27 protein-coding genes are annotated in these 26,309 nt (G+C 64.1%); 20 read left to right on the top strand and 7 right to left on the bottom strand.

Features of this window, described 5'->3' with window-relative positions:
- Positions 1-3 precede the first annotated feature (3 nt).
- Both hrpA and BJN45_RS03555 read right to left on the bottom strand, forming a co-directional pair.
- The gene (hrpA, locus tag BJN45_RS03560) at positions 4-3,948 is read right to left on the bottom strand and encodes an ATP-dependent RNA helicase HrpA (protein ID WP_088179030.1); all 3,945 of its coding nucleotides are present in this window, start codon (positions 3,946-3,948) and stop codon (positions 4-6) included.
- 73 nt (positions 3,949-4,021) lie between these two features.
- On the bottom strand, positions 4,022-4,270 hold the full coding sequence (locus tag BJN45_RS03555) for a hypothetical protein (protein ID WP_076092096.1): 249 nt from the start codon (positions 4,268-4,270) through the stop codon (positions 4,022-4,024).
- 200 nt (positions 4,271-4,470) lie between these two features.
- On the opposite strand from BJN45_RS03555, the gene BJN45_RS03550 reads away from it, so the two are divergent.
- Both BJN45_RS03550 and trhA read left to right on the top strand, forming a co-directional pair.
- The gene (locus BJN45_RS03550; protein WP_076092093.1) at positions 4,471-6,099 is read left to right on the top strand and encodes a methyl-accepting chemotaxis protein; all 1,629 of its coding nucleotides are present in this window, start codon (positions 4,471-4,473) and stop codon (positions 6,097-6,099) included.
- A 147-nt stretch (positions 6,100-6,246) separates the two neighbouring features.
- Entirely contained in the window at positions 6,247-6,864 is a 618-nt protein-coding gene (gene trhA, locus BJN45_RS03545) for a PAQR family membrane homeostasis protein TrhA (protein WP_076092538.1), read from the top strand.
- A 7-nt stretch (positions 6,865-6,871) separates the two neighbouring features.
- Here the strand turns inward: trhA and BJN45_RS03540 are convergent, their stop codons facing one another.
- Complete coding sequence (locus BJN45_RS03540) at positions 6,872-7,426, bottom strand: flavodoxin (RefSeq protein WP_076092091.1); 555 nt, start codon at positions 7,424-7,426, stop codon at positions 6,872-6,874.
- A gap of 107 nt (positions 7,427-7,533) precedes the next feature.
- Between BJN45_RS03540 and BJN45_RS03535 the strand changes: the two genes are divergently transcribed.
- A complete protein-coding gene (locus BJN45_RS03535; protein WP_076092089.1) occupies positions 7,534-7,794 on the top strand; it encodes a hypothetical protein in 261 nt (86 codons plus the stop codon).
- 18 nt (positions 7,795-7,812) lie between these two features.
- On the opposite strand, the gene BJN45_RS03530 is transcribed toward BJN45_RS03535, so the two are convergent.
- Entirely contained in the window at positions 7,813-8,550 is a 738-nt protein-coding gene (locus BJN45_RS03530) for a dinitrogenase iron-molybdenum cofactor biosynthesis protein (RefSeq protein WP_240494481.1), read from the bottom strand.
- A gap of 128 nt (positions 8,551-8,678) precedes the next feature.
- Between BJN45_RS03530 and BJN45_RS03525 the strand changes: the two genes are divergently transcribed.
- Positions 8,679-10,307, top strand: a complete 1,629-nt coding sequence (locus BJN45_RS03525; RefSeq protein WP_076092087.1) for a SagB/ThcOx family dehydrogenase — start codon at positions 8,679-8,681, stop codon at positions 10,305-10,307.
- A complete protein-coding gene (locus BJN45_RS03520) occupies positions 10,304-10,744 on the top strand; it encodes an ankyrin repeat domain-containing protein (RefSeq protein WP_076092085.1) in 441 nt (146 codons plus the stop codon). Before BJN45_RS03525 ends, BJN45_RS03520 begins: the two co-directional genes overlap by 4 nt.
- Here the strand turns inward: BJN45_RS03520 and crcB are convergent.
- Entirely contained in the window at positions 10,741-11,130 is a 390-nt protein-coding gene (crcB, locus tag BJN45_RS03515; protein ID WP_076092083.1) for a fluoride efflux transporter CrcB, read from the bottom strand. The two genes, BJN45_RS03520 and crcB, sit on opposite strands and share 4 nt — an antisense overlap.
- A gap of 180 nt (positions 11,131-11,310) precedes the next feature.
- Here crcB and BJN45_RS03510 point away from each other — a divergent pair, with 180 nt between their 5' ends.
- From BJN45_RS03510 to BJN45_RS03475, 8 genes are all read left to right on the top strand, one after another.
- Complete coding sequence (locus tag BJN45_RS03510; RefSeq protein WP_076092081.1) at positions 11,311-12,882, top strand: inorganic phosphate transporter; 1,572 nt, start codon at positions 11,311-11,313, stop codon at positions 12,880-12,882.
- A gap of 68 nt (positions 12,883-12,950) precedes the next feature.
- Positions 12,951-14,750, top strand: coding sequence for a glutamine--tRNA ligase/YqeY domain fusion protein (locus BJN45_RS03505; protein WP_076092079.1), 1,800 nt, complete (start codon positions 12,951-12,953; stop codon positions 14,748-14,750).
- A 1-nt stretch (position 14,751) separates the two neighbouring features.
- Positions 14,752-14,946 (top strand): hypothetical protein, encoded by a 195-nt coding sequence (locus BJN45_RS03500; protein ID WP_076092077.1) that lies wholly within the window; start codon positions 14,752-14,754, stop codon positions 14,944-14,946.
- A 1-nt stretch (position 14,947) separates the two neighbouring features.
- Positions 14,948-16,117 carry an Eco57I restriction-modification methylase domain-containing protein gene (locus BJN45_RS03495; RefSeq protein ID WP_076092075.1) on the top strand — a complete coding sequence of 390 codons (1,170 nt, stop codon included), beginning with the start codon at positions 14,948-14,950 and terminating at the stop codon, positions 16,115-16,117.
- Positions 16,114-16,926 (top strand): orotidine-5'-phosphate decarboxylase, encoded by an 813-nt coding sequence (gene pyrF, locus BJN45_RS03490; protein ID WP_076092073.1) that lies wholly within the window; start codon positions 16,114-16,116, stop codon positions 16,924-16,926. The genes BJN45_RS03495 and pyrF overlap by 4 nt, the downstream gene beginning before the upstream one ends.
- A gap of 10 nt (positions 16,927-16,936) precedes the next feature.
- Entirely contained in the window at positions 16,937-17,809 is an 873-nt protein-coding gene (ypfJ, locus tag BJN45_RS03485) for a KPN_02809 family neutral zinc metallopeptidase (protein WP_076092071.1), read from the top strand.
- Positions 17,810-17,813: 4 nt separating this feature from the next.
- Positions 17,814-18,344 carry a protein disulfide oxidoreductase gene (locus tag BJN45_RS03480; RefSeq protein WP_076092069.1) on the top strand — a complete coding sequence of 177 codons (531 nt, stop codon included), beginning with the start codon at positions 17,814-17,816 and terminating at the stop codon, positions 18,342-18,344.
- The gene (locus BJN45_RS03475; RefSeq protein ID WP_076092534.1) at positions 18,341-19,153 is read left to right on the top strand and encodes a M23 family metallopeptidase; all 813 of its coding nucleotides are present in this window, start codon (positions 18,341-18,343) and stop codon (positions 19,151-19,153) included. The genes BJN45_RS03480 and BJN45_RS03475 overlap by 4 nt, the downstream gene beginning before the upstream one ends.
- A gap of 9 nt (positions 19,154-19,162) precedes the next feature.
- On the opposite strand, the gene BJN45_RS03470 is transcribed toward BJN45_RS03475, so the two are convergent.
- Positions 19,163-19,849: a DUF3334 family protein gene (locus tag BJN45_RS03470; RefSeq protein WP_076092067.1), complete on the bottom strand. Its 687-nt coding sequence runs from the start codon at positions 19,847-19,849 to the stop codon at positions 19,163-19,165.
- Between the two features lie 128 nt (positions 19,850-19,977).
- Here BJN45_RS03470 and BJN45_RS03465 point away from each other — a divergent pair, with 128 nt between their 5' ends.
- Complete coding sequence (locus tag BJN45_RS03465) at positions 19,978-20,268, top strand: hypothetical protein (RefSeq protein ID WP_076092065.1); 291 nt, start codon at positions 19,978-19,980, stop codon at positions 20,266-20,268.
- Here BJN45_RS03465 and BJN45_RS03460 read toward each other — a convergent pair.
- Positions 20,259-20,612, bottom strand: a complete 354-nt coding sequence (locus BJN45_RS03460; protein WP_076092063.1) for a RidA family protein — start codon at positions 20,610-20,612, stop codon at positions 20,259-20,261. The two genes, BJN45_RS03465 and BJN45_RS03460, sit on opposite strands and share 10 nt — an antisense overlap.
- Positions 20,613-20,954: 342 nt before the next feature.
- Between BJN45_RS03460 and BJN45_RS03455 the strand changes: the two genes are divergently transcribed.
- Genes BJN45_RS03455 through BJN45_RS03430 form a run of 6 tightly spaced genes read left to right on the top strand, consistent with a single transcriptional unit; the run spans position 20,955 to position 26,253 of the window.
- On the top strand, positions 20,955-21,542 hold the full coding sequence (locus BJN45_RS03455; protein ID WP_076092061.1) for a hypothetical protein: 588 nt from the start codon (positions 20,955-20,957) through the stop codon (positions 21,540-21,542).
- An 8-nt stretch (positions 21,543-21,550) separates the two neighbouring features.
- Positions 21,551-22,687 (top strand): efflux RND transporter periplasmic adaptor subunit, encoded by a 1,137-nt coding sequence (locus tag BJN45_RS03450; protein ID WP_076092059.1) that lies wholly within the window; start codon positions 21,551-21,553, stop codon positions 22,685-22,687.
- Positions 22,688-23,380, top strand: a complete 693-nt coding sequence (locus BJN45_RS03445) for an ABC transporter ATP-binding protein (RefSeq protein WP_076092057.1) — start codon at positions 22,688-22,690, stop codon at positions 23,378-23,380. It begins immediately after the preceding gene.
- On the top strand, positions 23,367-24,575 hold the full coding sequence (locus BJN45_RS03440; RefSeq protein WP_076092055.1) for an ABC transporter permease: 1,209 nt from the start codon (positions 23,367-23,369) through the stop codon (positions 24,573-24,575). Before BJN45_RS03445 ends, BJN45_RS03440 begins: the two co-directional genes overlap by 14 nt.
- 2 nt (positions 24,576-24,577) lie before the next feature.
- The gene (locus BJN45_RS03435) at positions 24,578-25,777 is read left to right on the top strand and encodes an ABC transporter permease (RefSeq protein ID WP_076092053.1); all 1,200 of its coding nucleotides are present in this window, start codon (positions 24,578-24,580) and stop codon (positions 25,775-25,777) included.
- A 53-nt stretch (positions 25,778-25,830) separates the two neighbouring features.
- Positions 25,831-26,253 carry a MaoC family dehydratase gene (locus BJN45_RS03430; protein WP_076092051.1) on the top strand — a complete coding sequence of 141 codons (423 nt, stop codon included), beginning with the start codon at positions 25,831-25,833 and terminating at the stop codon, positions 26,251-26,253.
- Positions 26,254-26,309: the final 56 nt, after the last annotated feature.

The following is a 26,309-nucleotide window of genomic DNA, read 5'->3' as shown; positions in this document are numbered from 1 at the left end:
GATTCAGCGCGCCATTCCCTCCCACTGCTTCTGCAAGCGTTTCACCGACACCGGCACCGGCGTGCGCAACTCCTGCGCGTACAGGCCGACGCGGAGCTCTTCCAGCAACCAGCGGAATTGCTCGATTTGCGGGTCGACCGTGCCAAGTTTGGCCAGCTGAATCGCGCGCCGTTCGTAGTTGGTCCACAGCGGCCCGTACTCGGCCATCGCCCCCGCATCGCGGGCAGGATTGGCCTTCAGCTTGTCGAGCCGCACACCGACCGCCTTCAGGTAGCGCGGGTAGTGCTGCAGACGCTCGAACGGCGTGTCGACAACGAAGTTCTTGCCGATCAGCCGCTTCAACTGCGCCTCGATGTCGGCGACCGCCGCCGTATGAGCCTTGAACGCCGGCAGTTTCTTGACCACCGCCTGCCATTCGGTCAGCACCGTACCAACCATCCGGCAGACTTCCTGCATGATCAGCCCGAGCCGCGCCTTGGCCTCGGCACAGCGGGCCTTGAAGGCCTCCGGCGTGGTCGGCAGCGGCTCGGTCAGGCACGCACGCTCGAACGTCAGTTCGACGATCTGGCGCCTCAGGTCGTCGCTGCTGCCCAGCGTCATGTATTGCATCGCCATCTGGGTCAGGCCGGGGACGTTCTTGTCGAAATACTTCACCTGCTCCCTGAACTGCAGCATGAACAGCCGCGACAATCCCTTGCGGTGCGCGTCGGCGGCTTCTTCGGCGGAATCGAAGACCTTCAGGCTGACCGTCTCGCCGTCGTCGATCAGGGCCGGGTAACCGATCACCGTTTGCTTGCCGACCGGCACCTCCATCAGTTCGGGCAATTCGCCGAAAGTCCAGTCAGTCAGTTTGGTGTATTCGGACGGCGTTTCATGCAGTTCAGCAAACTCTTCCTTGGCTTCGCGGCCCCACTCGCCGCGCAGCGCGACCAGGCTGCGGTTCATGTCCAGTTGCCGACCATGCTCGTCGATCAGCTTGTAATTCATCGAGAAATGCGGCGGCAGCGCGTCGGGGCGGAAGGCGTCGGGCGTCACCGCCCAGCCGCGCGCGTTCAGGCCGCGGGCTTCGAGGATGTAGTCAATCAGCGGCTGAATGATCCCCTGATTGAGCTTGCGGTCGTTGCCGGCCACGGCAGCCAGGAATTCCTCGACGAATTCCGGCACCGGCACCAGCTTGGCGCGGATTTTCTGCGGTAGCGTCTTGATCAACTGCACCAGCTTTTCCTTGATCAGCCCGGGCACCAGCCATTCCATGCGCAGCACCGGAATCTGGTTGAGTTGCGCCAGCGGCAAGGTCAGCGTCACGCCATCACGCGGCGAACCCGGCTCGAAGTGATAAGTGAGCGCATACTCCACGCCGCCGGCCTTGATCTGGTGCGGGAAGGCTTCCGTTGTCACGCCGGCCGCCGAATGGCGCATCAGGTCGTCCTTGGCGAGGAACAGCAGCTTGGGGTTTTCCTGCTCGGCGCCTTTGCGCCAGTGGTCGAAAGTGGCGCCGTTGTGAATGTCTGCCGGAATGATGTGGTCGTAGAAGGCGAAGATCAGCTCGTCGTCGACCAGCACGTCCTGCCGCCGCTGCTTGTGCTCGATCTTCTCGATGTCGCGGATCTGCTTCTGGTTGTGCTGGAAAAAAGGCCAGCGTTTGGCGAACGACTCCTCGATTTCCTCGCCGACCAGGCCCTGGCGGATGAAGATCTCGCGCGCTTCGGATGGCGCCAGCGGACCATAGTGAATGCGCCGCTTGGGATTGATGACGATCCCGTAGAGGGTTGTCCGTTCCCAGCCGGCCACCTGCATGGCCTTCTTTTCCCAGTGCGGATCGAAGTACTGGCGCTTGATCAAGTGAGCGCCCACTTTCTCGATCCAGTCCGCTTCAATCCGGGCGACACAGCGACCGAACAAGCGCGTCGTCTCGGTGATCTCGGCGGCCATGATCCACTTGCCGGCCTTCTTGGTCAGCGGCGACGACGGGTGGATCAGGTAGCGGATGCCGCGCGCGCCAAGGTAATAGCCGGATTCGTCGGACTTGCAGCCGATGTTGCCGAGCAGCCCGGACAACAGCGCCATGTGGATGGCGTCGTAGGTGCCGGGAATCTCGTTTTCCTTCCAGCCGAGTTCGGTGACCATCGCGTGCAACTGCCCATGCACCTCGCGCCATTCGCGCAGGCGCAGGTAGGAGAGGAAATGCGCGTGGCAGGTATCGACCAGCGATTTGTTCGATTTCTTGTGGTCGACCGCAGATTTGAACCAATTCCACAGCTTGACCCAGCTGAGGAACTCGGACTTCTCGTCGGCGAACGCCTTGTGCTTCTCGTCCGCCGCCTGCTGGCGTTCCTGCGGCCGCTCGCGCGGGTCCTGCGTCGCCAGTCCGGCGGCGATGATCAGCACTTCGCTCAGACAACCGAGATCGCGCGCGGCAACCAGCATGCGGCCGATGCGCGGGTCGAGCGGCAGTTTGGCCAGCGCCTCGCCGACCTTGGTCAATTTATTGTCGTCGTCAAGCGCTCCGAGTTCCTGCAGCAGCGCGTAACCGTCGCTGATCGCCTTGGCCGGCGGCGGTTCGATGAAGGGGAAGCTCTCGACATCGGTCAGGCGCAGCGACTTCATGCGCAGGATGACGCCGGCCAGCGACGAGCGCAGGATTTCCGGATCGGTAAACGGCGGCCGGGCGTTGAAATCGGCCTCGTCGTAGAGACGGATGCAGACGCCGGCTGCAACGCGACCGCAACGGCCGGCCCGTTGGCGCGCCGCCGCCTGCGAAATCTTCTCGACCTGCAACTGTTCGACCTTGTTGCGGTACGAGTAACGCTTGACCCGCGCCAGCCCGGTGTCGATGACATAGCGGATGCCGGGCACAGTCAGCGAGGTTTCGGCAACGTTGGTCGCCAGCACGATGCGCCGCCGGCCGCCCGACGGCTTGAAGATGCGGTCCTGATCGCCGGCCGACAGGCGCGAGAACAAAGGCAGGATTTCCGGCGCGTGCGTGGTGGATAAACCAGGCCTAGCCAGCGCATGCTTGCGCAAGGCTTCCGCCGCCTCGCGAATTTCCCGCTCGCCGGGCAGGAAGACGAGGATGTCGCCGGGGCCGAGCCGCGCCAGCTCGTCGGCGGCATCGACAATCGCGTCGTAGAGATCGCGCTCGTCGTCCTTCTTGTCGATGTCCTCGACCGGGCGATGACGCACCTCGACCGGGTACAGCCGGCCGGATACCTCGATCACCGGCGCGCCGTTGAAATGCTGCGAGAAGCGCTCGGCGTCGATGGTCGCCGAAGTGATGATGACCTTCAGGTCCGGCCGCTTCGGCAGCAACTGCTTCAGGTAGCCGAGCAGGAAATCGATGTTCAGGCTGCGCTCGTGCGCCTCGTCAATGATGATCGCCTCGTAGGCGTTCAAATACGGATCGGACTGCGACTCGGCGAGCAGGATGCCGTCGGTCATCAGCTTGACCCAGCTTTCTGCGGTCGACTTGTCGTGGAAGCGGATTTTGACGCCGACACCTGCGCCGACCTGGGTCTTCAATTCCTGCGCCAGCCGCGTCGCCACCGACCGCGCCGCCAGCCGGCGCGGCTGCGTGTGGCCGATCAGGCCACGGGCGCCGATGCCGAGATCGAGGCAGATCTTCGGCAACTGCGTCGTCTTGCCCGAACCGGTCTCGCCACAGACGATCACCACCTGATTTTTGGCGATCAGCTCGGCGATATCGGTACGCCTTTCGTTGACCGGCAGATCAGGCTGGAACTCCGGCTTTGGCAGCTTGCCGCGCCGTGCGGCAACAGCCGTCTGCGACTGTGCCAGCAGCTTTTCCAGATCGGCTTGCAGTTTTTGTCGTTTTTCGCCGGTCGACCGTGGCAATTCGCGCTGCAGGACGCGCAGGCGACGGGCGTCGGCAGTCAGGGTGGTGCGGGAGATGTCGTCGCGCGACGAAGGCTTGCTGGATGAAGAGGACATGGGGGCGAATTATATTCGCCTGCCAAAACAAACGCCGCCCGCAGGCGGCGTTCAGGCAAGGAATCGCAAAGGCTCAGTGGCCGGCGCCCATCCACTGCGCGCTCTTGCCATCGCTGGTTGCCTTGCAGCTGACGGCAACGCCGGAGATCGTCGCCTTGGTACCGACATCCTGGAAGGCGCTGGCGTCGCCGTTCCAGCATTGCGGTGCCTTGGCAGCAGCGGCCGGGGCTGGTGCGGCAGCCGGCTTGGCCGGGGGCGTGGACTGGCTGGCGCAGGCCGAAAGGGCAAGAACAAGGGCGGATGCAACAAACACGTGACGCATGGTTTTCTCCAGAGCTGGGTTGATATGAACCCGCGCATTCTCTTACCCGGATGTTTCAGTTTCGTTGCAAGCGCCAGCGCACCGCTGCCGATTTGATCAACAGCCTGTGAGTAGCCATGGACAAGGCAAAATCCCTGTCATATGCTGGGCGTAAAAAACAAAGCTGTCGAAAACTGCAAAAATTCTTCGGAGGCAAAATCATGGGTGTTTTCAATTTCACCAGCATGAAGGGTCGCCTGACCCTGTCAGTGCTGGTCGCGCTGCTGGGCCTGATCCTGCTCGGCACGTTCCAGGTCCTGCATCTGCGTGCGCAACTGCTGGAAGACCGCAAGGCGACACTGAACGCCGCCGTCGACATTGCCGTCAGTACGATCAAGGCCTTCCAGGAAAAGGAAGGCAAGGGCGAACTCAATCGCGAGCAGGCGCAGCAACTGGCCAACGACGCACTGCGCGGCATGCGCTACCTCGGCCCCGAGTATTTCTACGTGTACGACAGCAAGGGCATCGGCGTGATGCACCCGATCCGCCCGGAATACGTCGGCAAAAGCCACTGGGACCGCCAGGACAAGCAGGGCAACTACACCGTCCGCGACCTGGTCAAGACCGCCCTCGACAAAACCGGTTTCACCGAAACGCACACCGCCAAGCCGGGCAGCGAGGCCCTGGTTCCCAAGCTGCAACGCGTCGAGCATTTCGCCCCGTGGGACTGGGTAATCGGCACCGGGCTGTACATTGATGACATTGATGCGCTGTTCTACCAGCAATTGCGCAACGCCGGCATCGTCATCGGCCTGATCCTCCTCTTCGTCGGTGGCATCACCTGGTGGGTGGCGCGCTCGCTGCTCGCCCAGATCGGCGGCGAACCGGCGCTGGCGGTGGCGACGATGAGCAAGGTCGCGGCCGGCGACCTGACCGTCTCGATCGAACACACCCGCCCGGGCAGCCTGCTCGGCGAGCTCAACCTGCTGGTCGAATCCCTGCGCCGGATGATGGCCAACATCTCGCAGAACGCCACGCAGGTAGCATCAGCGGCCCAGGAAATTTCCGACACCTCGGCCCGCGTCGCCGACGCGGCAGCCGCCCAGACCGACGCAACGCAGACCATGGCTGCGGCGATGGAAGAACTGACCGTCTCGATCACCCACGTCTCCAGCAACGCCAGCGAAACCGAGGAACACGCCAGCAGCGCCGCCGAGCTCGCCAACCAGGGCGAGCGCAGCGTCGAAACCGTTGCAGACAACATCGCGACGATGGCCGAAACCGTCGGTCAGGCCGCGGAAAAGGTCCGCACACTGTCGACCAATACCCAGGAAGTCGCCCGCATCGCCTCGGTGATCAAGGATATCGCTGGCCAGACCAATCTGCTTGCGCTGAACGCTGCGATCGAGGCCGCCCGGGCCGGCGAACAAGGCCGCGGCTTTGCCGTCGTCGCCGATGAGGTGCGGGTGCTCGCCGAGCGCACCGAAAAGGCAACGCTGGAAATCTCCGGCGTCGTCGACCGCATCCAGGGCGAAACATTGAATGCGGCCAAGGTCATGGACGCCGCCCTGCCGGAAGCGGAGCAGGCCAGGGCAACTGCCGGCGAAACAACAGAACTGCTGCACCGCATTGCCGAAGGTTCGCGCGCAGCCCAGGGCCTGGTCCGCGACGTCGCCGCCTCGACCCGTGAGCAGAGCGAGGCCAGCACCTCGCTGGCACAACAGGTCGAACGCATCGCCAATCAGGTCGAAGACACTGGCGTCAGCATGCGCACCACCGCGCTGGCCGCCCAGTCGCTGCTCGACACCGCCCGCAACCTGAGCGCAGAAACTGCACGCTTCAAGGTCTGACGGGCAGCCCGAAAAGATCATTGGCGACAACACGAAGGAAACAATCACCGATTTTCCTGCAACCACGGCCTTAATTTGATACTGACCGAACGCCTGCAGGTTGGCGCTGTCTCACGCAGCGTCAACAGCGCGCACGGGAGGCCACGCTTGTACTACGGAGAACGGTTCAACGCCTGGAGCCACCTGTTCGGCGCGCTGCTCGCACTGGGCGGCGCGACCTGGCTGATCGTCGCGGCGGCGATTGCGGGTGATGCCCTGAAGATCGTCGGCGTCGCCGTGTACGGCGTCACGCTGGTCTTGCTGTACAGCATCTCGACGCTTTATCACAGCCTGCGCGGCCGGGTGAAACGCGTGCTGCGCAAGCTCGATCACCTGTCCATCTACCTGCTGATTGCCGGCAGCTACACCCCGTTCTGCCTGGTCAGCCTGCGCGGTCCCTGGGGCTGGTGGCTGTTCGGCATCGTGTGGACGCTGGCCGTCATCGGCATGCTGCAGGAAATCAAGCCGCGTTCGGAAGCCCGCGTGCTGTCGCTGGTGATTTACGCGCTGATGGGCTGGATCGTGCTCGTGGCGATCGAGCCGCTGCTGGCCAGCCTCGGCCTCGCCGGCTTCCTGTGGCTGGCCGGCGGCGGCATCTGCTACACCGTCGGCATCGTCTTCTTCGCTTTCGACGACCGCTTCCGCCACTGGCACGGCATCTGGCACCTGTTCGTCATCGCCGGCAGCCTGATGCACTTCATCGCCATCCTGCTTTACGTCGTCTGAGCGGCGCTCAGTCGCTCAGCTTTTCCCGGAGTAGCGGCAGCACCTGCGCCAGCCAGGCGTCCATCCGTTCGTCGGTGTGCATGCCCTGCGTGCGCTGGTCGATGATCAGGCCGAGGAAACGCCCATTGACCAGCGCTGCCGACTGCTCGAAGGTGTAACCGTCAGCCGGCCAGTCACCGACCACTTCGGCGCCCCAGCCCTTGAACTTGTCCACCAGCGGCAGCAACGAACTGCAGAAGCGGTCGGCGTAGCGCTCCTGGGTGCCGAGGCCGAAGAAGGCGATGCGCTTGCCGGAAAAATCGGGGCTCTCCGGCATCTGCGCGAAAAACTCGGCCCAGTTCGGCTCGAAGCAGCCGGAAACACCATTGCCGGGAATCTCGCCTATGCCGTAACTCGGCGTGCCGAGAATCAGCGCGTCGTAGGCCAGCATGTCGGCCGGCGTGATGCGGTTGACGTTGACCGGCTTGTCGCACAGTTCGTCGCCCAGCATTTTCTGCATTTTCTTGGCCACCAGCCTGGTCGTGCCGGTCTCGGTGCCGAAAAACATGCCTATCCTGTTCATGTTCGCTCCTTGAAAAACCCCGGGTGGCACGCCCATTGCACGCCCCCAGTAAAAGTCCCTGCCGGCGTCGACTTTGCGACAAGCCGCCCACCCCACCGGAGCCAGCCATGCCCGCCACCACCCTCGACTGCAAGGGCCACACCGTCGCCGCCGGCGACCGCGTCCGCATTCTCGCCATCACGCCCGATCCGGATCTCGACGAGGACGATCTCGATCTGTTCATGGACATGATCGGCTCGACCTGTGACGTCGAGCGCATCGACGAGGACGGCGCGGCGTGGGTCGCGGTCTGGTGGAATTGCAGCGAGGGCAACCTGATGACCCAGGTTGGCCTCTATCCGCGGCAGATGGAAAAGGTGGCCGGCTGAGCCAGCGGTTTTTGCCATTTATTCGTCGTCGACCGCAGCACTGTAGTTTTTCAGGCGCTTCTCGGCCGCTACGCCGAGGATCTTCAGCAGCCACGGCGGCGGCGATTCGCGCATGGCCACCTGGAACGGCCGGATGATGTCGAGCGCCGGCCCGCCATCGGGCACCTTGATCGGGTAGATGTCGGCGCGGATCACCTTGGCCGCGGCCGGCCCGCCGATCGACACAACGTAGCAGACCTGACAATCGCCGATCAACTGGGCGCGCCACAGATTCCTGTCCTCGGCGAACTCGGCGTCCATGGTGTCGCGGATGTCGATCAGGCGGACTTCGTCCGGCGACACCTGGTAGACCAGGAAACGCAGGCAGGAGCCGAAATGACCGGACAGCGTGTCGCCCTTGTCGGAGGCGATGGCGATACGCACCGAACCAGGCATTTCGCCCGCCGCGTAAGACTCGATCCGCGGCAGCGAATCGTCGCCCTGGGTCTCGCCCCACAGGATGCGCACCGCCAGCTTCATGGCTTCCAGACCGATGCCGATATCCTCGCCGTCCTCTTCGCCATCGACGCTGGCGAAGCCGGTCTTGAGCATGGTCACGGTAACCTGGCGCAGGGTTTCCTCGTCGATCTCGTCACCGAGCCGGCGTTGCAGCAATTCGAGCAGGCTGCGCAGCGTCACCGAAGGCATCGCCCGGGCGGCCAGCGCGACACGCAGCGCTGCTTCGCGGGTAATCGGAGGCGTGGTTGTTTCCATCATGTTCTCCTCTGTTGATCAGGTTGGGGTTTGAACCTTCTTGCAGAGATGGTGCCAACGCAGGCAAGCCCATGATTTCAAATGGGCATGCGCCTTGCTAAAGGCAATCAACCAAGGAAAAAACCAGCATCGTGTCGGATACCCCACAAAATCCCCTGCGCGCCTATCACGCCCGCACCAAGCACCGTTTCGAGGCCTTTGCCGAAGGCCCCGGCCAGCTCGACTGGGATGCCCAGCCGGCCGCCTTCCGCCATTACCCCGGCGCACCGGTGTGCGAACTGCCGCTGAGCGCCGACCGCTTCGATCGTTGTTACGGTCAACTGCCGGAAAAGCCGGAAAATGCCGTCGCCCCGGATCTCGCCAGCCTGGGCGCGCTGTTTGAACTGTCGTTTGCCATTTCCGCATGGAAAAGCTGGGGCCCGAGTCGCTGGGCGCTGCGCTGCAATCCCTCGTCGGGCAACCTGCACCCGGTCGAAGCCTGGCTATTGACCGGCGGCCTGCCCGGCGTGGCCGACGGCGTGCATCACTACGACCCCGAACAACATGCGCTCGAAGGCCGGGCACTGACTGCGCCGACCGGCGACAGCCCCTGGCTGGCGGTGGCGCTGAGCAGCGTCATGTGGCGCGAGGCGTGGAAGTACGGCGAACGCGCCTTCCGCTACTGCCAGCTCGATGTCGGCCATGGCGTCGGCGCCCTCGCCTGCGCCGCCGCACTGCTCGGCTGGGAAGTGCGGCCGCTGGCGATCGCCGGCGACGACCTCGGCCACCTGCTCGGCCTCGATCGTCCCGACGATTTCCCGCCATCGCGTTATGCCTTCACCGAGAACGAGGAAGCGGAAATCCTGCTGGCCATCCACGCCCCTGGCCTGGGCGCGGTGCCATCGCTCGAGCAATTGCGCCAACGCCTGGCTGGCCTTACCTGGCATGGCCAGCCGAGCCGGATCGACCCGTCGCCCGGTTACCGCTGGCCGGTGGTCGACCAGGCGGCGGTTTTCAGCCGATTCTTGCGGTCGACCGCAGAAAAACCCGAATTTCCAGCGCTGCCGCCACTTGACCCGCACCCGACCACCGCCGGCGCCGCGCAACTGATCCGGCAACGGCGCAGCGGCCAGCGCTTCGACCCGAAATGCAGCCTGTCCAAGGCCGCTTTCTACCGGATGCTCGACGCCGTACTGCCGCGCCCGAAAGTCCCGTTCGCCGCCCAGGAAGCCTCGCCGCGCATCCATCTGCTGTTGTTCGTGCTGCGTGTCGACGGCCTGTCGCCCGGCCTCTACCTGCTGCCACGCACGCCGGCTGCGAACGATGAACTAACGGCAACTATGCGCACCCACTTCGACCAATTGCGTCGGGTGGACGACGCGCCGCCACAGCTCGGCCTGATCCAGCTCGCCGAACTCGGCCTGCAGGAAATGCAGCGCCTCGCCCGCAGCCTGTCCTGTCACCAGGACATCGCGTCGACCAGCGCCTTCTCGCTCGGCATGCTCGGCGAGTTCGAGGCCGCCACCGGCGACGGTTACGGCTACCGCGAATTGCTGCGCGAAGCCGGGCTGATCGGCCAGGTGCTGTACCTCGAAGCGGAAGCCGCCGGCGTACGCGGTACCGGCATCGGCTGCTTCTTCGACGATCCGGTCCATGCCGCCTGCGGCCTCACCGACACGCGCTGGCAAAGCGTCTATCACTTCACTGTTGGCACACCGGTCACCGACGCCCGCATCGAAACCTCACCGCCCTACCCGCAACGCACTCAGGAACGAACATGACGCCCGATCTCGCCGCCTTCCTCGATCAACACGCCTTTCCCCACGACCAACTGTCGGCCACCGGGCCGGACGGCCGCTTCACGCCGCTGATGCGCGCCTGCAAGGAAGGACGGCTGGACATCGTCGAGGAGTTGCTGACGCTCGGCGCCGATCTGGCCGTGCTCAACGCCGACGGCTGCAACGCACTGTGGCTGGCCTGCTACAGCGGCAGCCAGGCAATCATCCAGCGCCTGATCGACGCCGGCATCGCCATCGACAACCAGAACGGCAACGGCGCCACCGCGCTGATGTATGTGGCGTCGAACAGCAAACCTGATCTCGTGCAGTTGCTGCTGAACAACGGCGCCAACCCGGCGCTAAAGAATTTCGACGACTTCAGCGCCCTCGACCTGGCCGCGTCGATGGCCTGCCTGAAACTGCTGAAGAAAGCCGCCTAGGACCAGATCCGGGTCGCGCCGACAGTCATCAGCCCAAGCCAGGTGGCGGTCAGCGAACCAGCCAGGTGGATGGAAGCCATGCCAATCGCCAGCGCCGGCTGGCCCGCCAGCATGCGCTCGATCACTTCGGCGGAAAAAGTGGAAAAAGTCGTCAGACCGCCGAGAAAACCGGTGATGACGAACAGTTTCAGCGCAATCGGCAAACCGGAATTGAGGTGAAAAACGCCAACCGCGACGCCGACCAGATAGCCACCGATCACGTTGGCCGCCAGCGTTCCCAGCGGCAAGGCAAGGAACAGCGGGTTGAGTGCCAGCCCGAGCAGCCAGCGCGCCCAAGCCCCCAGTGCGGCGCCCAATCCTACAGCGGCAAATCCGATCGCGTTCATGCATTCTCCTTTGCAGGGGATTCTAACGCGACTCGTTGAATCAACGACCGAGAGAAGAGCCATAACAAAACCGAAACTTCAGTGTCACAATAACGCCTTTTGCAATCTGGAGCGCCGTCGACCGCAAAAATCGGCGCCAGCAACCGCAGGACGCGCCCTTGTTCGGGCCAGGGAGAAAGCATGGAGCTGAAAAACTTCAACGATATCGAAAAAGCAACCAAACGAAGCCGGCGGGAATTCTCCCGCCTCGGCATCGGCCTGCTCTTCGTTGTCTGCATCATGATCTACACCGCCCTCGGTATCGGCGTCACCGGCACACAGGGCATCATGCTGGTCGTCGCGGCAATGATCGGCGGCTACATGGCGATGAACATCGGTGCCAACGACGTGGCCAACAATGTCGGCCCGGCGGTCGGTTCGCGGGCGATCACGATGACCGGCGCCATCGTCATCGCCGCCATCTTCGAAGTCATGGGCGCGCTGATCGCCGGTGGCGACGTGGTATCGACCATCCGTGGCGGCATCATCAATCCGGGAGCGATCGCCGACAGCAACCGTTTCATCTGGGTAATGACCGCCGCGCTGCTGGCCGGCGCCCTGTGGCTGAACTTTGCCACCGCGGTCGGCGCACCGGTATCGACCACCCATTCCATCGTCGGCGCCGTCCTCGGCGCCGGCGTTGCTGCCGGCGGCATGGGTGCGGCCAACTGGTCCACGATGGGCAGCATTGCTGCCAGCTGGGTCATTTCGCCGGTGCTCGGCGGTGCCGTCGCCGCTGCCTTCCTGTACTGGATCAAGCGCTCGATCACCTACAAGACGGACATGGTGGAAGCGGCACAAAAAACCGTGCCCATCCTGATCGGCCTGATGGCCTTTGCCTTCAGCACCTACCTGATCTTGAAGGGGTTGAACAAGATATGGGAAGTCGATTTCTGGACTGCCAGCGCCATCGGTGCCGGTATCGGCTTGCTCACCTGGTTCCTGATGGGGATTTCGGTCAAGGGCCGGGCCGAACGCCTGACCAATTGCAAGGCCAGCATCAATTCGCTGTTCACCGTGCCACTGATCTTTGCTGCCGCCCTGCTCAGTTTTGCCCATGGCGCCAACGACGTGGCCAATGCCATCGGTCCGCTGGCCGCCATCGCCGATACCGTGGCCCACGGCCAGGTTTCCGGCAACGCCGGCATCCCGCTGTGGATCATGCTGGTCGGTGCCCTGGGTATTGCCATTGGCCTGGCGCTGTACGGTCCGAAACTGATCCGTACCGTCGGCAGCGAAATTACCGAGCTCGACCAGATGCGTGCCTTCTGCATCGCCATGTCGGCAGCACTGACCGTCATCATCGCTTCGCAGATGGGCCTGCCGGTCAGCTCCACGCACATCGCACTCGGCGGTGTCTTCGGTGTCGGCTTCCTGCGCGAGTTCATCAAGAGCAGTTACTCGCAGATGATCGACGAGATCAAGGAACACCACCTGGGTGCCGACAAGGAGGTTGTCGAAACCTTCCTCAATCGCTTCGCCAAGGCCAGCTTCCAGGAAAAGCAGGAAATGCTCGACCAGTTGAAGGCGCGCACCGCCCAGGCGGACCTGTCGAAGTACGAACGCAAGCAGATGCGCAAGGTCTATCGCCACGAACTGGTCAAACGCTCAGCCGCATTCCGGATTGCCGCAGCCTGGATCATCACCGTACCAGCCTCGGCGCTGATGGCGGCAATGCTCTACTTCATGATTTTCGGCATCGTACACGCCTGAATCGGGGCTGGCGGCTGGTAAAATCGGGGCTTTGTGGCTTGACCACATTGCCCCCCGAACAGCACCCCATGTCAAAAGAACATTCCGCGCCTGTCGCGCCCGCCGCCAATTTCATCAAGAACATCGTCGAAGCCGACCTGGCTGCCGGCAAGCACGCGCAGCGCCGCTGGTGCGGCCAGCCCGGCACTGCCGCCGACCACGCTGCCGCCCCGCTCGACCCGGCAAAGATCCGTACCCGCTTCCCGCCCGAGCCGAACGGCTACCTGCATTTCGGCCATGCCAAGTCGATCCTGCTCAACTTCGGCCTGGCCGAAACCTATGCTGGCCGTTGCCACTTGCGTTTTGACGACACCAACCCGGAGAAGGAAGACCAGGAGTACGTCAACGCCATCATCGACGCCGTCAAATGGCTGGGTTGCGACTGGCAGCAGCAAGGCGAAAGCAATCTCTACTACGCGTCCAACTACTTCGACTGGATGCTGGCATGCGCCGAATACCTGATTTCCGCCGGCTACGCCTACGTCGATAGCCAGTCCGCCGAGGAAATGCGCGCCAGTCGCGGCACGCTGACCCAGCCCGGCAAGGACTCGCCGTTCCGTACCCGCTCGGTAGCCGAGAACATGGACCTGTTCAAGCGCATGCAGGCCGGTGAATTTGCCGACGGCACGCACATCCTGCGGGCGAAGATCGACATGGCGGCGGCCAACATCAACCTGCGCGATCCGGCGATCTACCGCATCCGCCACGCCACCCATCACAACACCGGCGACAAGTATTGCGTCTACCCGATGTACACCTTCGCGCACCCGATCGAGGATGCGCTCGAATGCATCACCCATTCGATCTGCACGCTCGAATTCGAAGATCAGCGCCCGTTCTACGACTGGCTGCTCGAACGCCTCGCCGAAGGTGGCCTGCTGCAGCGCCCGCTGCCGCAACAGATAGAATTCTCGCGCCTCAACCTGACCTACGTCGTGCTGTCCAAGCGCAAGCTGATCCAGCTGGTCGACGAAAAGCACGTCGATGGCTGGGACGACCCGCGCATGCCGACGCTGGTCGGCGCCCGCCGGCGCGGCTACTCAGCCGAAGGTTTCCGCCTGTTCGCCGAACGCATCGGTGTTTCCAAAAACGACTCGCTGATCGATTACGTGTTGTTTGAAGACGCGATGCGCGAAGTGATGAACGAATCCGACCAGCGTCGCGTCGCCGTGCTCGATCCGCTCAAGCTGATCATCGACAACTATCCGGAAGGCCAGGTCGAAGAGTGTCACGCCCCGAACCATCCGCTGCACGAGGAACTCGGCCAGCGCACGATGCCCTTCTCGCGTGAGCTGTGGATCGAAGGCGAAGATTTCCAGGAAGTGCCGCAAAAGGGTTTCCGCCGCCTGTTCCCGGGCAACATGGCGCGCCTGCGCTACGGTTACGTCGTCGAATGCACCGGCTGCGACAAGGATGAAAACGGCAAGGTGATCGCGGTGCACTGCAATTACCTGCCCGAAACCAAGTCCGGCACCCCCGGCGCCGACAGCGTCAAGGTCAAGGGCAACCTGCACTGGGTCTCGGTGGCGCACGCCTACCCGGCCGAAGTCCGCCTTTACGACCGCCTGTTCAAGGTCCCGGCACCTGGCGCCCGTCGTGAAGGCGATGCCCCGGACATCGAACGCAATTTCCTCGACGACCTGAATCCGGATGCCAGCCGCAGCATTACCGCCCAGCTCGAACCGAGCCTGAAGGAAGCCCGGGCCGAGGAACGCTTCCAGTTCGAACGCCACGGCTACTTCGTCGCCGACCGCGTCGACTCGCAACCCGGCGCACCGGTATTCAACCGGACGGTGACGTTGAAGGATTCGTGGGGCAAGGGCAACTGATATGGCCGGTAGCTGGGGTTGTCCGCACGAAGTCAATGATCGCTGCACGAAGATCAACAACCTGCCGTGCAACCCCGGCATGAAAGGCTGCGAGCTCGCCGGCCGCTACCGCTTCGTGGACGAGAGCAAGAACGAGCGCTACTGGGAAAAGAAGGCGCGTGAGCAGGCGGCAGTCCGGCCAGCCGAAACAGACTGACATGCCGCTCGACGTCGAACGCCTCGGACAGGTCTTCACGCCGCCCAGCGTGGTCGACTTCATGCTCAGCCTGTGCTGCAACAGCGGCCGCGTGCTTGAACCATCGGCTGGCGATGGCGCCTTCTACACCGCGCTGGCTGGGCGTGGGGCCGACGTCACCGGCATCGAGATCGATCACCGCGTCGCACCGGCCGGCGCCCGCGTCATGGATTTCTTCGACCTGCCGGACAGCGAGCGCTTTGCCAGCATCGTCGGCAACCCGCCCTACGTGCGTTACCAGGATATTGCGGTCGACACCCGGAAAAAGCTGAAATCGCCGCTGTTCGACCGGCGCAGCAACCTGTTCCTGTTCTTCATCGAAAAGTGCATCCGCCACCTCGAACCGGGCGGCGAGCTGATCTTCATCGTACCGCGCGAGTTCATCAAGCTGACCTCGGCACGCAAACTCAACGCCTGGCTGTTCACCCAGGGCAGCATCACGCATTTCTTCGAAACCGGCGACGTTCGCGTGTTCTCCGGGGCGACGCCGAACTGCTGCATCTTCCGCTTCGAGAAGGGCCGTTTCGACCGGTGCATGGACGACGGCCGGATCTTCACCGAAGTCGACGGTCAACTGATGTTCCTGCGTGAAAACCACGCTGTCCGCCTGTCTGACCTGTTCGAGGTGCGCGTCGGCGGCGTTTCCGGGGCCGACCCGGTGTTCCGCCACGCCGACGGCAATCTTGATTTTGTCTGCTCGAAAACCGCCGACACCGGCGAAACACGGCGGATGATCTACGGCATCGAGCACGCCCACCTGCTGCCGCACAAGGCACGCCTGCTCGCCCGCCGCGTGCGCAAGTTCGACGAAAGCAACTGGTGGCACTGGGGCCGCCATTTCCCGATCAACGACGACCCGCGCATCTACGTCAATGGCCGCACGCGCAAGCGCGACCCGTTCTTCCTGCACGATTGCCCGAACTTCGACGGCGCCATCCTGGCACTGTTCCCGAAGAACCGCCGGATGCGCCGGCGCGACCTGATCGAATGCACGATGATGCTCAACCACGAAGTCGACTGGCAGCAACTCGGCTTCGTCTGCGACGGCCGTTTCATCTTCACCCAGCGCAGCCTGCAGACCTGCCTGCTGCCCGACAAGTTTTCCCGCTATCTGCCGAAGGAAGCCCCATGACCTTTACCGAACAACTCGCCGCCGCCTGGCAGAAGAACAACTCGCTGCTCTGCGTCGGCCTCGATCCCGACCCGGCGAAATTCCCGGCGCACCTCAAGGGTCGCGATGACGCGATCTTCGAATTCTGCACGGCCATCGTCGACGCCACCGCCGACCTTGCCTGCTCGTTCAAGCCGCAGATCGCCTACTTCGCCGCCCGCCGTGCCGAAGATCAACTGGAAGCGCTGATCGCCCACATCCACGAAAAGCACCCGGGCATTCCGGTGATCCTCGACGCCAAGCGCGGCGACATCGGCTCAACTGCGGAACAGTATGCAGTCGAGGCCTTCGAGCGCTTCCGCGCCGACGCCGTCACGGTCAACCCCTACATGGGCCGCGATTCCGTCGAGCCCTACCTGGCCTTCCCCGACAAGGGCGTGATCCTGCTCTGCCGGACATCGAACGCCGGCGGTTCGGACCTGCAGTTCCTCGACGTCGGCGGCGAAAAGCTCTACGAGCGCGTCGCCCGTCTGGCCGCCGAAAAGTGGAACACGACCGGCCAGATCGGTCTCGTCGTCGGCGCCACCTTCCCGGCCGAAATCGCCCGGGTACGCGAGATCACCGGCGACATGCCGTTGCTGGTGCCGGGCATTGGCGCCCAGGGCGGTGATATCGAAGCTACGGTCAACGCCGGAAAAACAGCAAAAACCACCGGCCTGATGATCAACTCCTCGCGCGCCATCCTTTACGCCGGCAAAGACGAGAACTACGGCGAAGCCGCCCGCTGCGCCGCACTGGAAACCCGCGACGCGATCAACCGTTACCGCTGAGGACACCGCAATGCGCATGGACGACCACCGCGAAAGCGACAACATCGAGGATCGCCGCGGCCGTTCCGGCGGTGGCGGACTACGTCTCGGCGGCGGCAAGATGGGCCTGGGCACCATCGCCATTGCGCTGATCGCCAGCTACTTCCTCGGCATCAATCCGATGACCGTGCTCAGCATGCTCGCCGGCGGCGGCATGCCGGCGATCGAGCAGCAGGCCCCGGCCAGCCGGCCGCCAGCCGACGACCCGACGGCGATCTTCGTCTCGCGTGTCCTCGCCTCGACCGAAGACACCTGGAACCAGGCCTTCCGCGAAATGGGCAAGGAATACCAGGAACCGAAGCTGGTCCTTTTCTCCGGCTCGACACCGACCGCCTGCGGCACCGGCCAGTCGGCGATGGGCCCGTTCTACTGCCCGGGCGACCAGAAGGTGTACATCGACCTGACGTTCTTCCGCGAACTGAAAGATCAGTTCAAGGCCCCGGGCGAATTCGCCCAGGCCTACGTCGTCGCCCACGAAGTCGGCCATCACGTCCAGCACCTGCTGGGCATCGCCGATCAGGTACAGCAGGCGAAACAGCGGGTCGGCGAAACCGAGGGCAATGCGCTGTCGGTGCGCATGGAACTGCAGGCCGATTGTCTGGCCGGCGTCTGGGGTAAACGTACCGACACGATGAAGAGCGTGCTCGAACCGGGCGACCTCGAAGCCGCGCTGACCGCCGCTTCGGCCATCGGCGACGACCGTCTGCAACAGCAGTCGCAGGGCCGCATCGTCCCGGAAAGCTTCACCCACGGCAGTTCGGCGCAGCGCATGCGCTGGTTCCGGCGTGGTTTCGACAGCGGTGACTTCAACCAGTGCAACACCTTCAAGACGAAACAGCTGTAGGCCGATGAGCGAAAACACCGCAGTTCCCAAGCCACCGCGCTGGCGCCGCTGGGCCGTCGAAATCAGCATTTTCATCGCCGTCTTCATCGCTTTCCAGATGTGGCAGTTGCGCGATACGACGCGCGGTCCGGCCCCGGAATTCTCCGGTCAACGCCTCGATGGCAGCCAATTAGACCTGGCCACCTGGCGCGCCAGCCACCCCGGCCAGCCGGTACTGCTTTATTTCTGGGCCGAATGGTGCCCGGTCTGCAAAACGACTGCCGGCAGCGTCAGCGACATCGCCGCCGACTGGCCGGTCACCAGCATCGCCATCCAGTCCGGGCCGGCCGCCGACGTCGGCAAACTGATGCAGGAGCGCGGCTACCACTGGCCGACGCTGGCCGACCCGCCCGGCGCCATCATGAAACAGTACGGCATTCCCGGCGTGCCGGGCTTCGTCATCATCGCCCCGGACGGTGAGATCCGCTTCGTCTCGGTCGGCTATACCAGCGAAATCGGGCTGCGCCTGCGCCTGTGGTGGGCGGCGCGGACATGAAACAACTGAGCGTACTGATCGCTGCCCTGCTGCTGGCAGCCCAGGCCTTCGCCCTGCCCGCACATGCGCCGGTGCCGGGTGGTGTCGCCGTCATCGACCTCGGCCCGGCCGCCGGCGCGAAACCGCAAGCATATTGGGACAAGCAGCCGCTGGCTGTCGTTGGCGAGCGCGGCCGCTGGTTTGCGCTGCTCGGCATTCCGCTCGATGCGCTGCCGGTACCACTGGAAATTCGTGTTTCCGGCACGTCGACCGCAACAACGATCAGCGTCCCGGTCGGCACGAAAAAGTACCCGGAACAGCGCCTGACGATCAAGGAAAAACGCAAGGTCGAACCGTCGCCTGAAGACATGGCCCGGATCGAACGCGAACAAGCACATACCGCCGAACTGAAACGCCGCTTTTCCACCGCCAACCCGGACACCACTTTCGCCCGCCCGGCCGATGGCCGGCTGTCGTCACGCTTCGGCCTGCGCCGTTTCTTCAACGGCCTGCCACGCAACCCGCATAACGGCCTGGATTTCGCTGCACCGACCGGCGCCCCGGTACGGGCACCAGCCGATGGCACGGTGATCGACACCGGCGATTATTTCTTCAACGGCAACAGCATTTTCATCGACCATGGCCAGGGGCTGATCAGCATCTACATGCATCTGTCGCGCATCGCTGTGCGCAACGGCCAGAAGGTCCGTCAGGGCGAGCGCATCGGCGCCGTCGGCGCCACCGGCCGGTCAACCGGCCCGCATCTGCACTGGACGGTCATCCTCAACGACACACCGGTCGATCCCGAACTGTTTCTCGCCCGCCCCTGAGGGCGGCGCCTACATCCCGAGCGAGTTGAGCAGGTCGTCGTGGTCGTTGGCCGATGACTGGACGACAGCAGGCTTCGCCGCAGCGGAAGCGGCCTGGGCGATCAGTTCGTCCGGGTCGGTGACTTCCTGGGCATCGAAATCGAAGAGCTTGATGAACTCGGTGCGATCGATCGCCAGCTCAAGATAGAAGATGTTGTTGCGGCTGGTGTAGAAAGTGACGCGGCGCGCTTCCGGCTTGTCGAGGTTGGTATCGACGCTGAGCATGACCTGCTTGTTGAGCACCAGCATCTTCGGCTGGTTCTGCGTGATGTGCGTCTGCAATTCGCGCCCGACCTTGCTGGTGAAGTTGCCGACGATCTGGTTCATCAGTTCGCCCATGACATTGCTGACCTCATCGGCCGTATGCGAAGTGGCCAGTTCGTCCTTGGCCATGCCCATGCTCAGCAGGTAGGTCTCGTAGAGTTCCATTGCCGCCGAGGCGGAAAAGTTGATGACGACCAGGCCGGAAAAGCCGCCGTCGAACAGTACGAAACAGCCGATATCCGGCTTCAGGCAGGTCTTGGTGATGCGCTGGACCATCCCGGAATAGCGGATCTGGCTTTGCGTGGCGACATTCAGGACATCGGTCACCGAATTGCACAGGCTCATCAGGATGTCTTCGGTTCCGAAGACGACAGGTTTATCTTTTTCGTTCATGATCCGGCAAAGTCTCGGCGAATTGACAATAACCGCATATATAGCACAGTCTTTCACCTGAAAACGCATTGCCGATCAACGCATATACGATACTTGCCGGCATTCCCGCCGATGCCGCATCATGAGCCATGCGCGAAATCATCCTGGAACTGCATCACGAGGCGCCGGCCAAGCCCGCCGAAGGCCAGCCCTGCAACGGTTGTGGGGTCTGCTGTGCCCTCGAAACCTGTCCGCTCGGCCGGCTGCGCTTCCTGCAGCGACGCGGCCCGTGCCCGGCGCTGACCTGGTCGGCGGACGCGCAGCGCTACCACTGCGGCCTGCTGCTGGCCCCCGGCTCCGACAGCTTGCTCGGCTGGCTCTGCGCCCGCTGGATTTCTGCCGGCAGCGGCTGCGACTGCAACGCCGAAGTTCAGTCCTGAATGATTGCTGCGGTCAACGCGATTTCGACGCGATATTCCGGTTTCGCCAGCCTGGCCTGGACGCAGGCACGGGACGGCGCAAAACCTTCCGGCACCCAGGCATCCCAGACGGCGTTCATGGCATCGTAGTCGGCCATGTCGGCCAGGTAGATGGTGGCCATCAGCAACTGGCGCTTGTCACTGCCAACCTGCGCCAGCAGGCACTCGACGCTGGCCAGCATGTCCGCCGTCTGGTCGGCAACGCCGGCATCGGCCAGTGCGGAAACTTCGACAAGATAGACGGTGCCGTTGTGCACCACGGCGTCGGAATAACGGCGAGTGGTGCCGTGACGTTGAATCGACATTTGCGTTCCCGAAAACGTGAAGCCCATGCGGTTGAGGCATGGGCTTCGTTTGCTGCAACCCTGGCACACCAGGCCGGGGTGATCGGCTTTACGCCGTAGGTGGAGTACTACACGGTAATCTCAAGAAAAACTTCCTTTGACAACTGCCATAGAATCTCCTGCAACGCAGCATTCACTGCCACTGCATGTCGGGCTTGCTGCACACCCGACACAGCTTCAGCTTACCACCATGAAATAAAAAAGCCAGCCTGTTATTTTCTCCAGCGAATTACCCTACACAGCGTTTGGTCAAACCCGGGCAATCAGGGAGAATGGCAGGATTCGCACCACGCCAACGAGATCATGGACAACCTGATCAAGGACACTGCAACGCTGGAGCTGTTCTGCTGGCTCGACGCAGGCGCCGACCTGCCGGGCTGGGACATCCTCAAGGGCAGCCCCTTCGGCGCCACGCTGGCGGCGCCGCAGGGCGGCGCACCGAGCGCCGGCGACCAGCTGCTGTCGGTCCAGAACTATTTCGCCGAATACCATCTCGAGTACTTCAGGCAACGGCGCTATAACCATTTCCCCAGCCGCCTGCATGCGCTGCTGCAGTTCGCCACCCGCACCGATGCGATGACCTTCCGCCACAAGCACCCGGATCGGGTCTTCGGCAAGAATCTCTCGTGCTCCCGGACCAAGGGCGCTTACCTGTGTTCCTTCCACGATGCCAGCTGGCTTGATTACCTGCGCCTGCCGCACAGCCTGTCGCTCGAGGCGCTGGACGAAGTGGCCGATTATTACTGGTCGGGCAAGACTGTCGAAGAAGTCGGCCTGACCTTCATGAACGAACCCTGGCAGGAACCGCCGGTGATCGAAGCGCTCTACCAGGGCACGCTCGAACCGGTGTGGGGCCACGAACAATCCGGCTGGCTGCCCGGCTTCAGATAGGAAACCGCATGCGTCGCATCGTCATTGCCCTGCTCGTCATCGTCATCCTGGCCGCTGCGGCATTCTGGATCAGCCGCCCGAAACCGGTCGCCGTCTTTGTCGAGACCGTCGGCAGCGGCAGCGTCGAAGCGACGCTGGCCAACACCCGCGCCGGTACCATCGAAGCCTGCCAGCGTACCAAGCTGTCGACGATCATTGGCGGTCGCATCGAATACCTGGGCGTCAAGGAAGGCGACAAGGTTGAAAAGGGCCAGTTGCTGCTCAAGTTGTGGAATGACGACCAGCAGGCCAGTTCGGCACTGGCTTCCGCTCAGGTTACGCTGGCCGCCAAGCGCAGCGAGGAAGTGTGCATTGCTGCGGTCAACGCCGAAAAAGAGGCAAAAAGGCAGGCCGAACTGCGGGTTCGCGGCTTCGTCTCGCCCAGCCGCGAGGAAACCGCCCGCACCGACGCCGAAGTCCGCCGGGCCGCCTGCGCCACCGCACAGGCCGACATCGCCCAGGCCGAAGCACGACTCAAATCGACCCGCGTCGACCAGGGCCGAGTCGCGCTCTACGCGCCGTTCGCCGGCACGGTGGCGAAGATCGTCGGCGAACTGGGCGAATATTCGACGCCCTCGCCACCGGGCGTGCAGACGCCGCCGGCCATCGACCTGTTCGACGATTCCTGCCTCTACGTCAAGGCGCCGATGGACGAGGTCGATGCGCCGAAGATCAGCGTCGGCCAGACCGTGCGCATCACGCTCGACGCGCTGCCCGGCAAGACGCTGCCCGGCACCGTCCGGCGCGTCGCCCCTTATGTCTCGGCGGTGGAAAAGCAGGCACGCACCGTGGACATCGAAGTGGACTTTGCCCAGCCCGCCGACGCTGCCGGTTTGCTGGTCGGCTACAGCGCCGATGTCGAAATCGTCCTGGCCACGCGGGAAAAGGTGCTGCGCATTCCGACCGCAGCGATCCTCGAAGGCGGCAAGGTGCTGCTGCTGGAAGACGGCAAGCTGGTCGAACGCAGCATCAAGGCCGGGCTCGCCAACTGGGAGTACACCGAGATCAGCGAAGGCCTGCAGGCCGGCGAACGCATCGTCACCTCGCTCGAACGTACCGGCGTCGTCGCCGGTGCCGCCGCAGTGGAAGAGCAAGCGGCCCGCTGAATGGCACTGATCGAACTGTCCGGCATCGAACGTCGCTTCCTGCTGGGCGACACCACCGTGCATGCGCTGGCCGACCTGAACCTGAGCATCGCCGCCGGTGAATACGTCGCAGTGATGGGGCCATCCGGCTCGGGCAAATCGACGTTGCTCAACCTGCTCGGCCTGCTCGACCGCCCCGATGCCGGCAGCTACCGGCTGGAAGAGCGCGACGTGACGACACTGAGCGCCGATGAGCAGGCGCAGGTGCGCAGTACGCGTATCGGCTTCGTCTTCCAGAGCTTTCACCTGGTGCCGCGCCTGACTGCCGCCGAAAACATCGCGCTGCCGATGATGCTGGCCGGCATCCCGCGCAGCGAGCGCGACCGCCGGGTGGCCGAGGCGTTGAAGAATTTCGCCCTGGACAACCGCGCCGACCACAAGCCCGACCAGCTCTCCGGTGGCCAGCGCCAGCGCGTCGCCATCGCCCGCGCGACGATCATGCAACCGGCGCTGATCCTCGCCGACGAACCGACCGGCAACCTCGACCGCCACACCGGCGAGGAAGTGGTCAATCTGCTCGAAGCCCTGAACGCCAGCGGCGTCACGCTGGTGGTCGTGACCCATGATCCGCAGATGGGCGAGCGCGCGCGCCGCCAGCTGGTGATGGAAGACGGGCGCCTCAAGCACGACAGCGCCGCGCATGCGCCTGCCTGACATCCTGCGTTTTGCCCGCGATGCCGCCACCGGCTACCCGGTACGCACGGCGCTGTCGGTGCTGGCGATGGCCATCGGCGTCGCCGCCGTGGTGCTGCTGACGGCACTGGGCGACGGTGCCCGGCGCTACGTCGTCGGCCAGTTCTCGGCGCTGGGCAGCAACCTGGTCATCGTCCTGCCCGGGCGTACCGGCACCGGCGGCTTCAATCCGGCGACGGCGATCACCAGCACGCCGCGCGACCTGACCATCGACGATGCCGGCGCCCTCCGCCGCGCGCCGGCCGTGCAGCGCGTCGCACCGCTCGCCGTCGGCACGTCGGAAATCAACTTCGGCGGCCGGCTGCGCGAAGTCATGGTCGCCGGCACCACGCGCGAGTATTTCGCCATCCGCGACTTCGCCATGGCCCAAGGTGAAGCCCTGCCCGAGGAGGACTGGAACAATGGCTCGGCGGTCGCCGTGATCGGCGCCACTGTTCGCGCCGAACTGTTCGGCAGCACGCCGGCAGTCGGCCAGCGGGTACGTATCGGCGACCGGCGCGTGCGCATCGTCGGCGTCCTCAAATCAACCGGCCAGGGGCTGGGCATGGACACCGACGAACTGGTCATCGTCCCGGTGGCGCTGGCCCAGTCGATGTTCAACAGCAACACCTTGTTCCGCGTGCTGGTCGAAGCGCGTAGCCGCGACGCGATCCCGCAGGCACGCGACCAGACGCTGGCGATCCTGACCCAGCGCCATCGCGGCGAGGAAGATGTGACGGCAATCACCCAGGATGCCGTGCTCGCCACTTTCGACAAGCTGCTCGGCGCGCTGACGCTGGCCGTCGCCGGCATTGCCGCGATCAGCCTGGCGGTGGCCGGCATCCTGGTGATGAACGTGATGCTCGTCGCCGTCACCCAGCGCACCGGCGAAATCGGACTGCTCAAGGCCCTCGGCGCACCGGCCCGGACCATCCGCCTGGCTTTCCTGGCCGAAGCGGCGATGCTGTCGGCGGTCGGTGCGCTGCTCGGCTACCTGCTCGGCCAGCTTGGCGCCTTTGCCTTGCGTCAGGCCTTCCCGGTCTTTCCCGCCTATCCGCCTGACTGGGCGGTGATCGCCGGCCTGTCCACCGCCATCGGCACCGGCCTGCTGTTCGGCTTCCTGCCGGCGCGGCGCGCCGCCCGGCTCGATCCGGTGCAGGCGCTGATGAAGCACTGAGCATGGACATCCGCGACGCCATCCGCCTGGCCGCCCGCGCCGTCACCGCGCAGCGGCTGCGCAGCTTCCTGACGCTGCTCGGCATCGCCGTCGGCATTGCCTCGGTGATCCTGCTCACGTCGATCGGCGAAGGCATACACCGCTACGTGCTGGGCGAATTCACCCAATTCGGCACCAACGTCGTCACCATCGCCCCGGGCAAGACGAAGACCGGCGGCGCGCCGTCCGGCCTGCCATCGAGCGCCCGCCCGCTGACGCTGGAGGATGCGCAGGCGCTCGGCCGGCTGCCGAATGTCGTCGCCGTCACCCCGAACGTTCGCGGCAATGCCGAAGTCCAGGGCAACGGCCGTACCCGGCGGACATTGATTTCCGGGGTCAACGCCGATTCGGCAACGGTTTTCCGGTTGACCGCAAGAAGCGGCCAGTACCTGCCCGACGACGATGCCGGCAGCGCCCGCGCCTTCGTCGTCCTCGGCGCCAAACTGAAGGACGAACTGTTCGGCCCGGACAACGCCCTCGGCCAGCGCATCCGCATCGGCGGCCTGCAGTTCCGCGTGATCGGCATCATGGAAGCCAAGGGCCAGTTCCTCGGCATCGACCTCGACGATACCGCCTTCATTCCCGCTGCCCGCGCCCAGGAACTGTTCAACCGCGAAGGCGTGGACGAAATCAACGTTGCCGTTGCCGAAGGCGCACCGTCGGCAGCAGTCGCCAGCCAGATCCGGCGCCACCTGATCGAACGTCATGGGCGCGAGGACTTCACCATCGTCACCCAGGAAGAGATGCTGAAAACGCTGTCCAACATCCTCAACGTGCTGACCATGGCCGTCGGCGCGCTCGGCGGCATCTCGTTGCTGGTCGGCGGTGTCGGCATCGTCACCATCATGACCATCGCCGTCACCGAACGGACCAGCGAAATCGGCCTGCTGGTCGCCCTCGGCGCCCGCCGGCGCACCATCCTCGGGCTGTTCCTCGGCGAAGCCATCGCCCTCTCGGCAATCGGCGGCGCACTCGGGCTGCTGCTCGGTTTCGGCCTGGCGCAACTGATCCACCTGCTGGTGCCGGCGCTGCCGGTGCATACGCCGATCAGTTTCGTGCTGCTCGCCGAAGGCGTCGCCATCGCCATCGGCCTGGCCGCCGGCGTGCTGCCCGCCCGGCGCGCCGCCGGTCTCGATCCGGTTGAAGCATTGCGGTCAGAATGACGTGCTACAGTTCTGCTTCCAGATCAACAAGCAACAACAGGAGCCCAGCAACAATGTCCTACTACATCGACCAACTCGAACCCGGCATGTCCGCCAGCACGTCCAAGACCGTCACCGAAGCCGACATCATCCTGTTCGCCGGCATCTCGACCGACGTCAACCCGGCCCACCTCGACGAGGAATACTGCAAGGGCACGATGTTCGGCACGCGCATCGCGCACGGCATGCTGTCGGCCGGCTTCATCTCGGCAACACTGGCCAACAAGCTGCCCGGACCCGGCACCATCTACCTGTCGCAGACGCTGAAGTTCAAGGCGCCGGTCAAGCCGGGTGACACCGTCACCGCCACCGTCACCGTCCGTGAAGTCAATACGGCCAAGAATCGCGTCGTGCTCGACACCGTGTGCACGGTCGCCGGCAAGACCGTGATCGAAGGCGAATGCCAGATGATGCCGCCGGTCCGCCCGGCTGCCTGATTTCTGCTGCCACATGAAAAACGCCGGCCGGGTAACCCGGCCGGCGTTTTTTGCCT

This window comes from Azonexus hydrophilus, from assembly GCF_001956855.1.
Taxonomy (GTDB): domain Bacteria; phylum Pseudomonadota; class Gammaproteobacteria; order Burkholderiales; family Rhodocyclaceae; genus Azonexus; species Azonexus hydrophilus_A.
The sequence above is the reverse complement of the archived record's forward strand: the minus strand, read 5'-3'. Positions and strand labels throughout refer to the sequence as shown.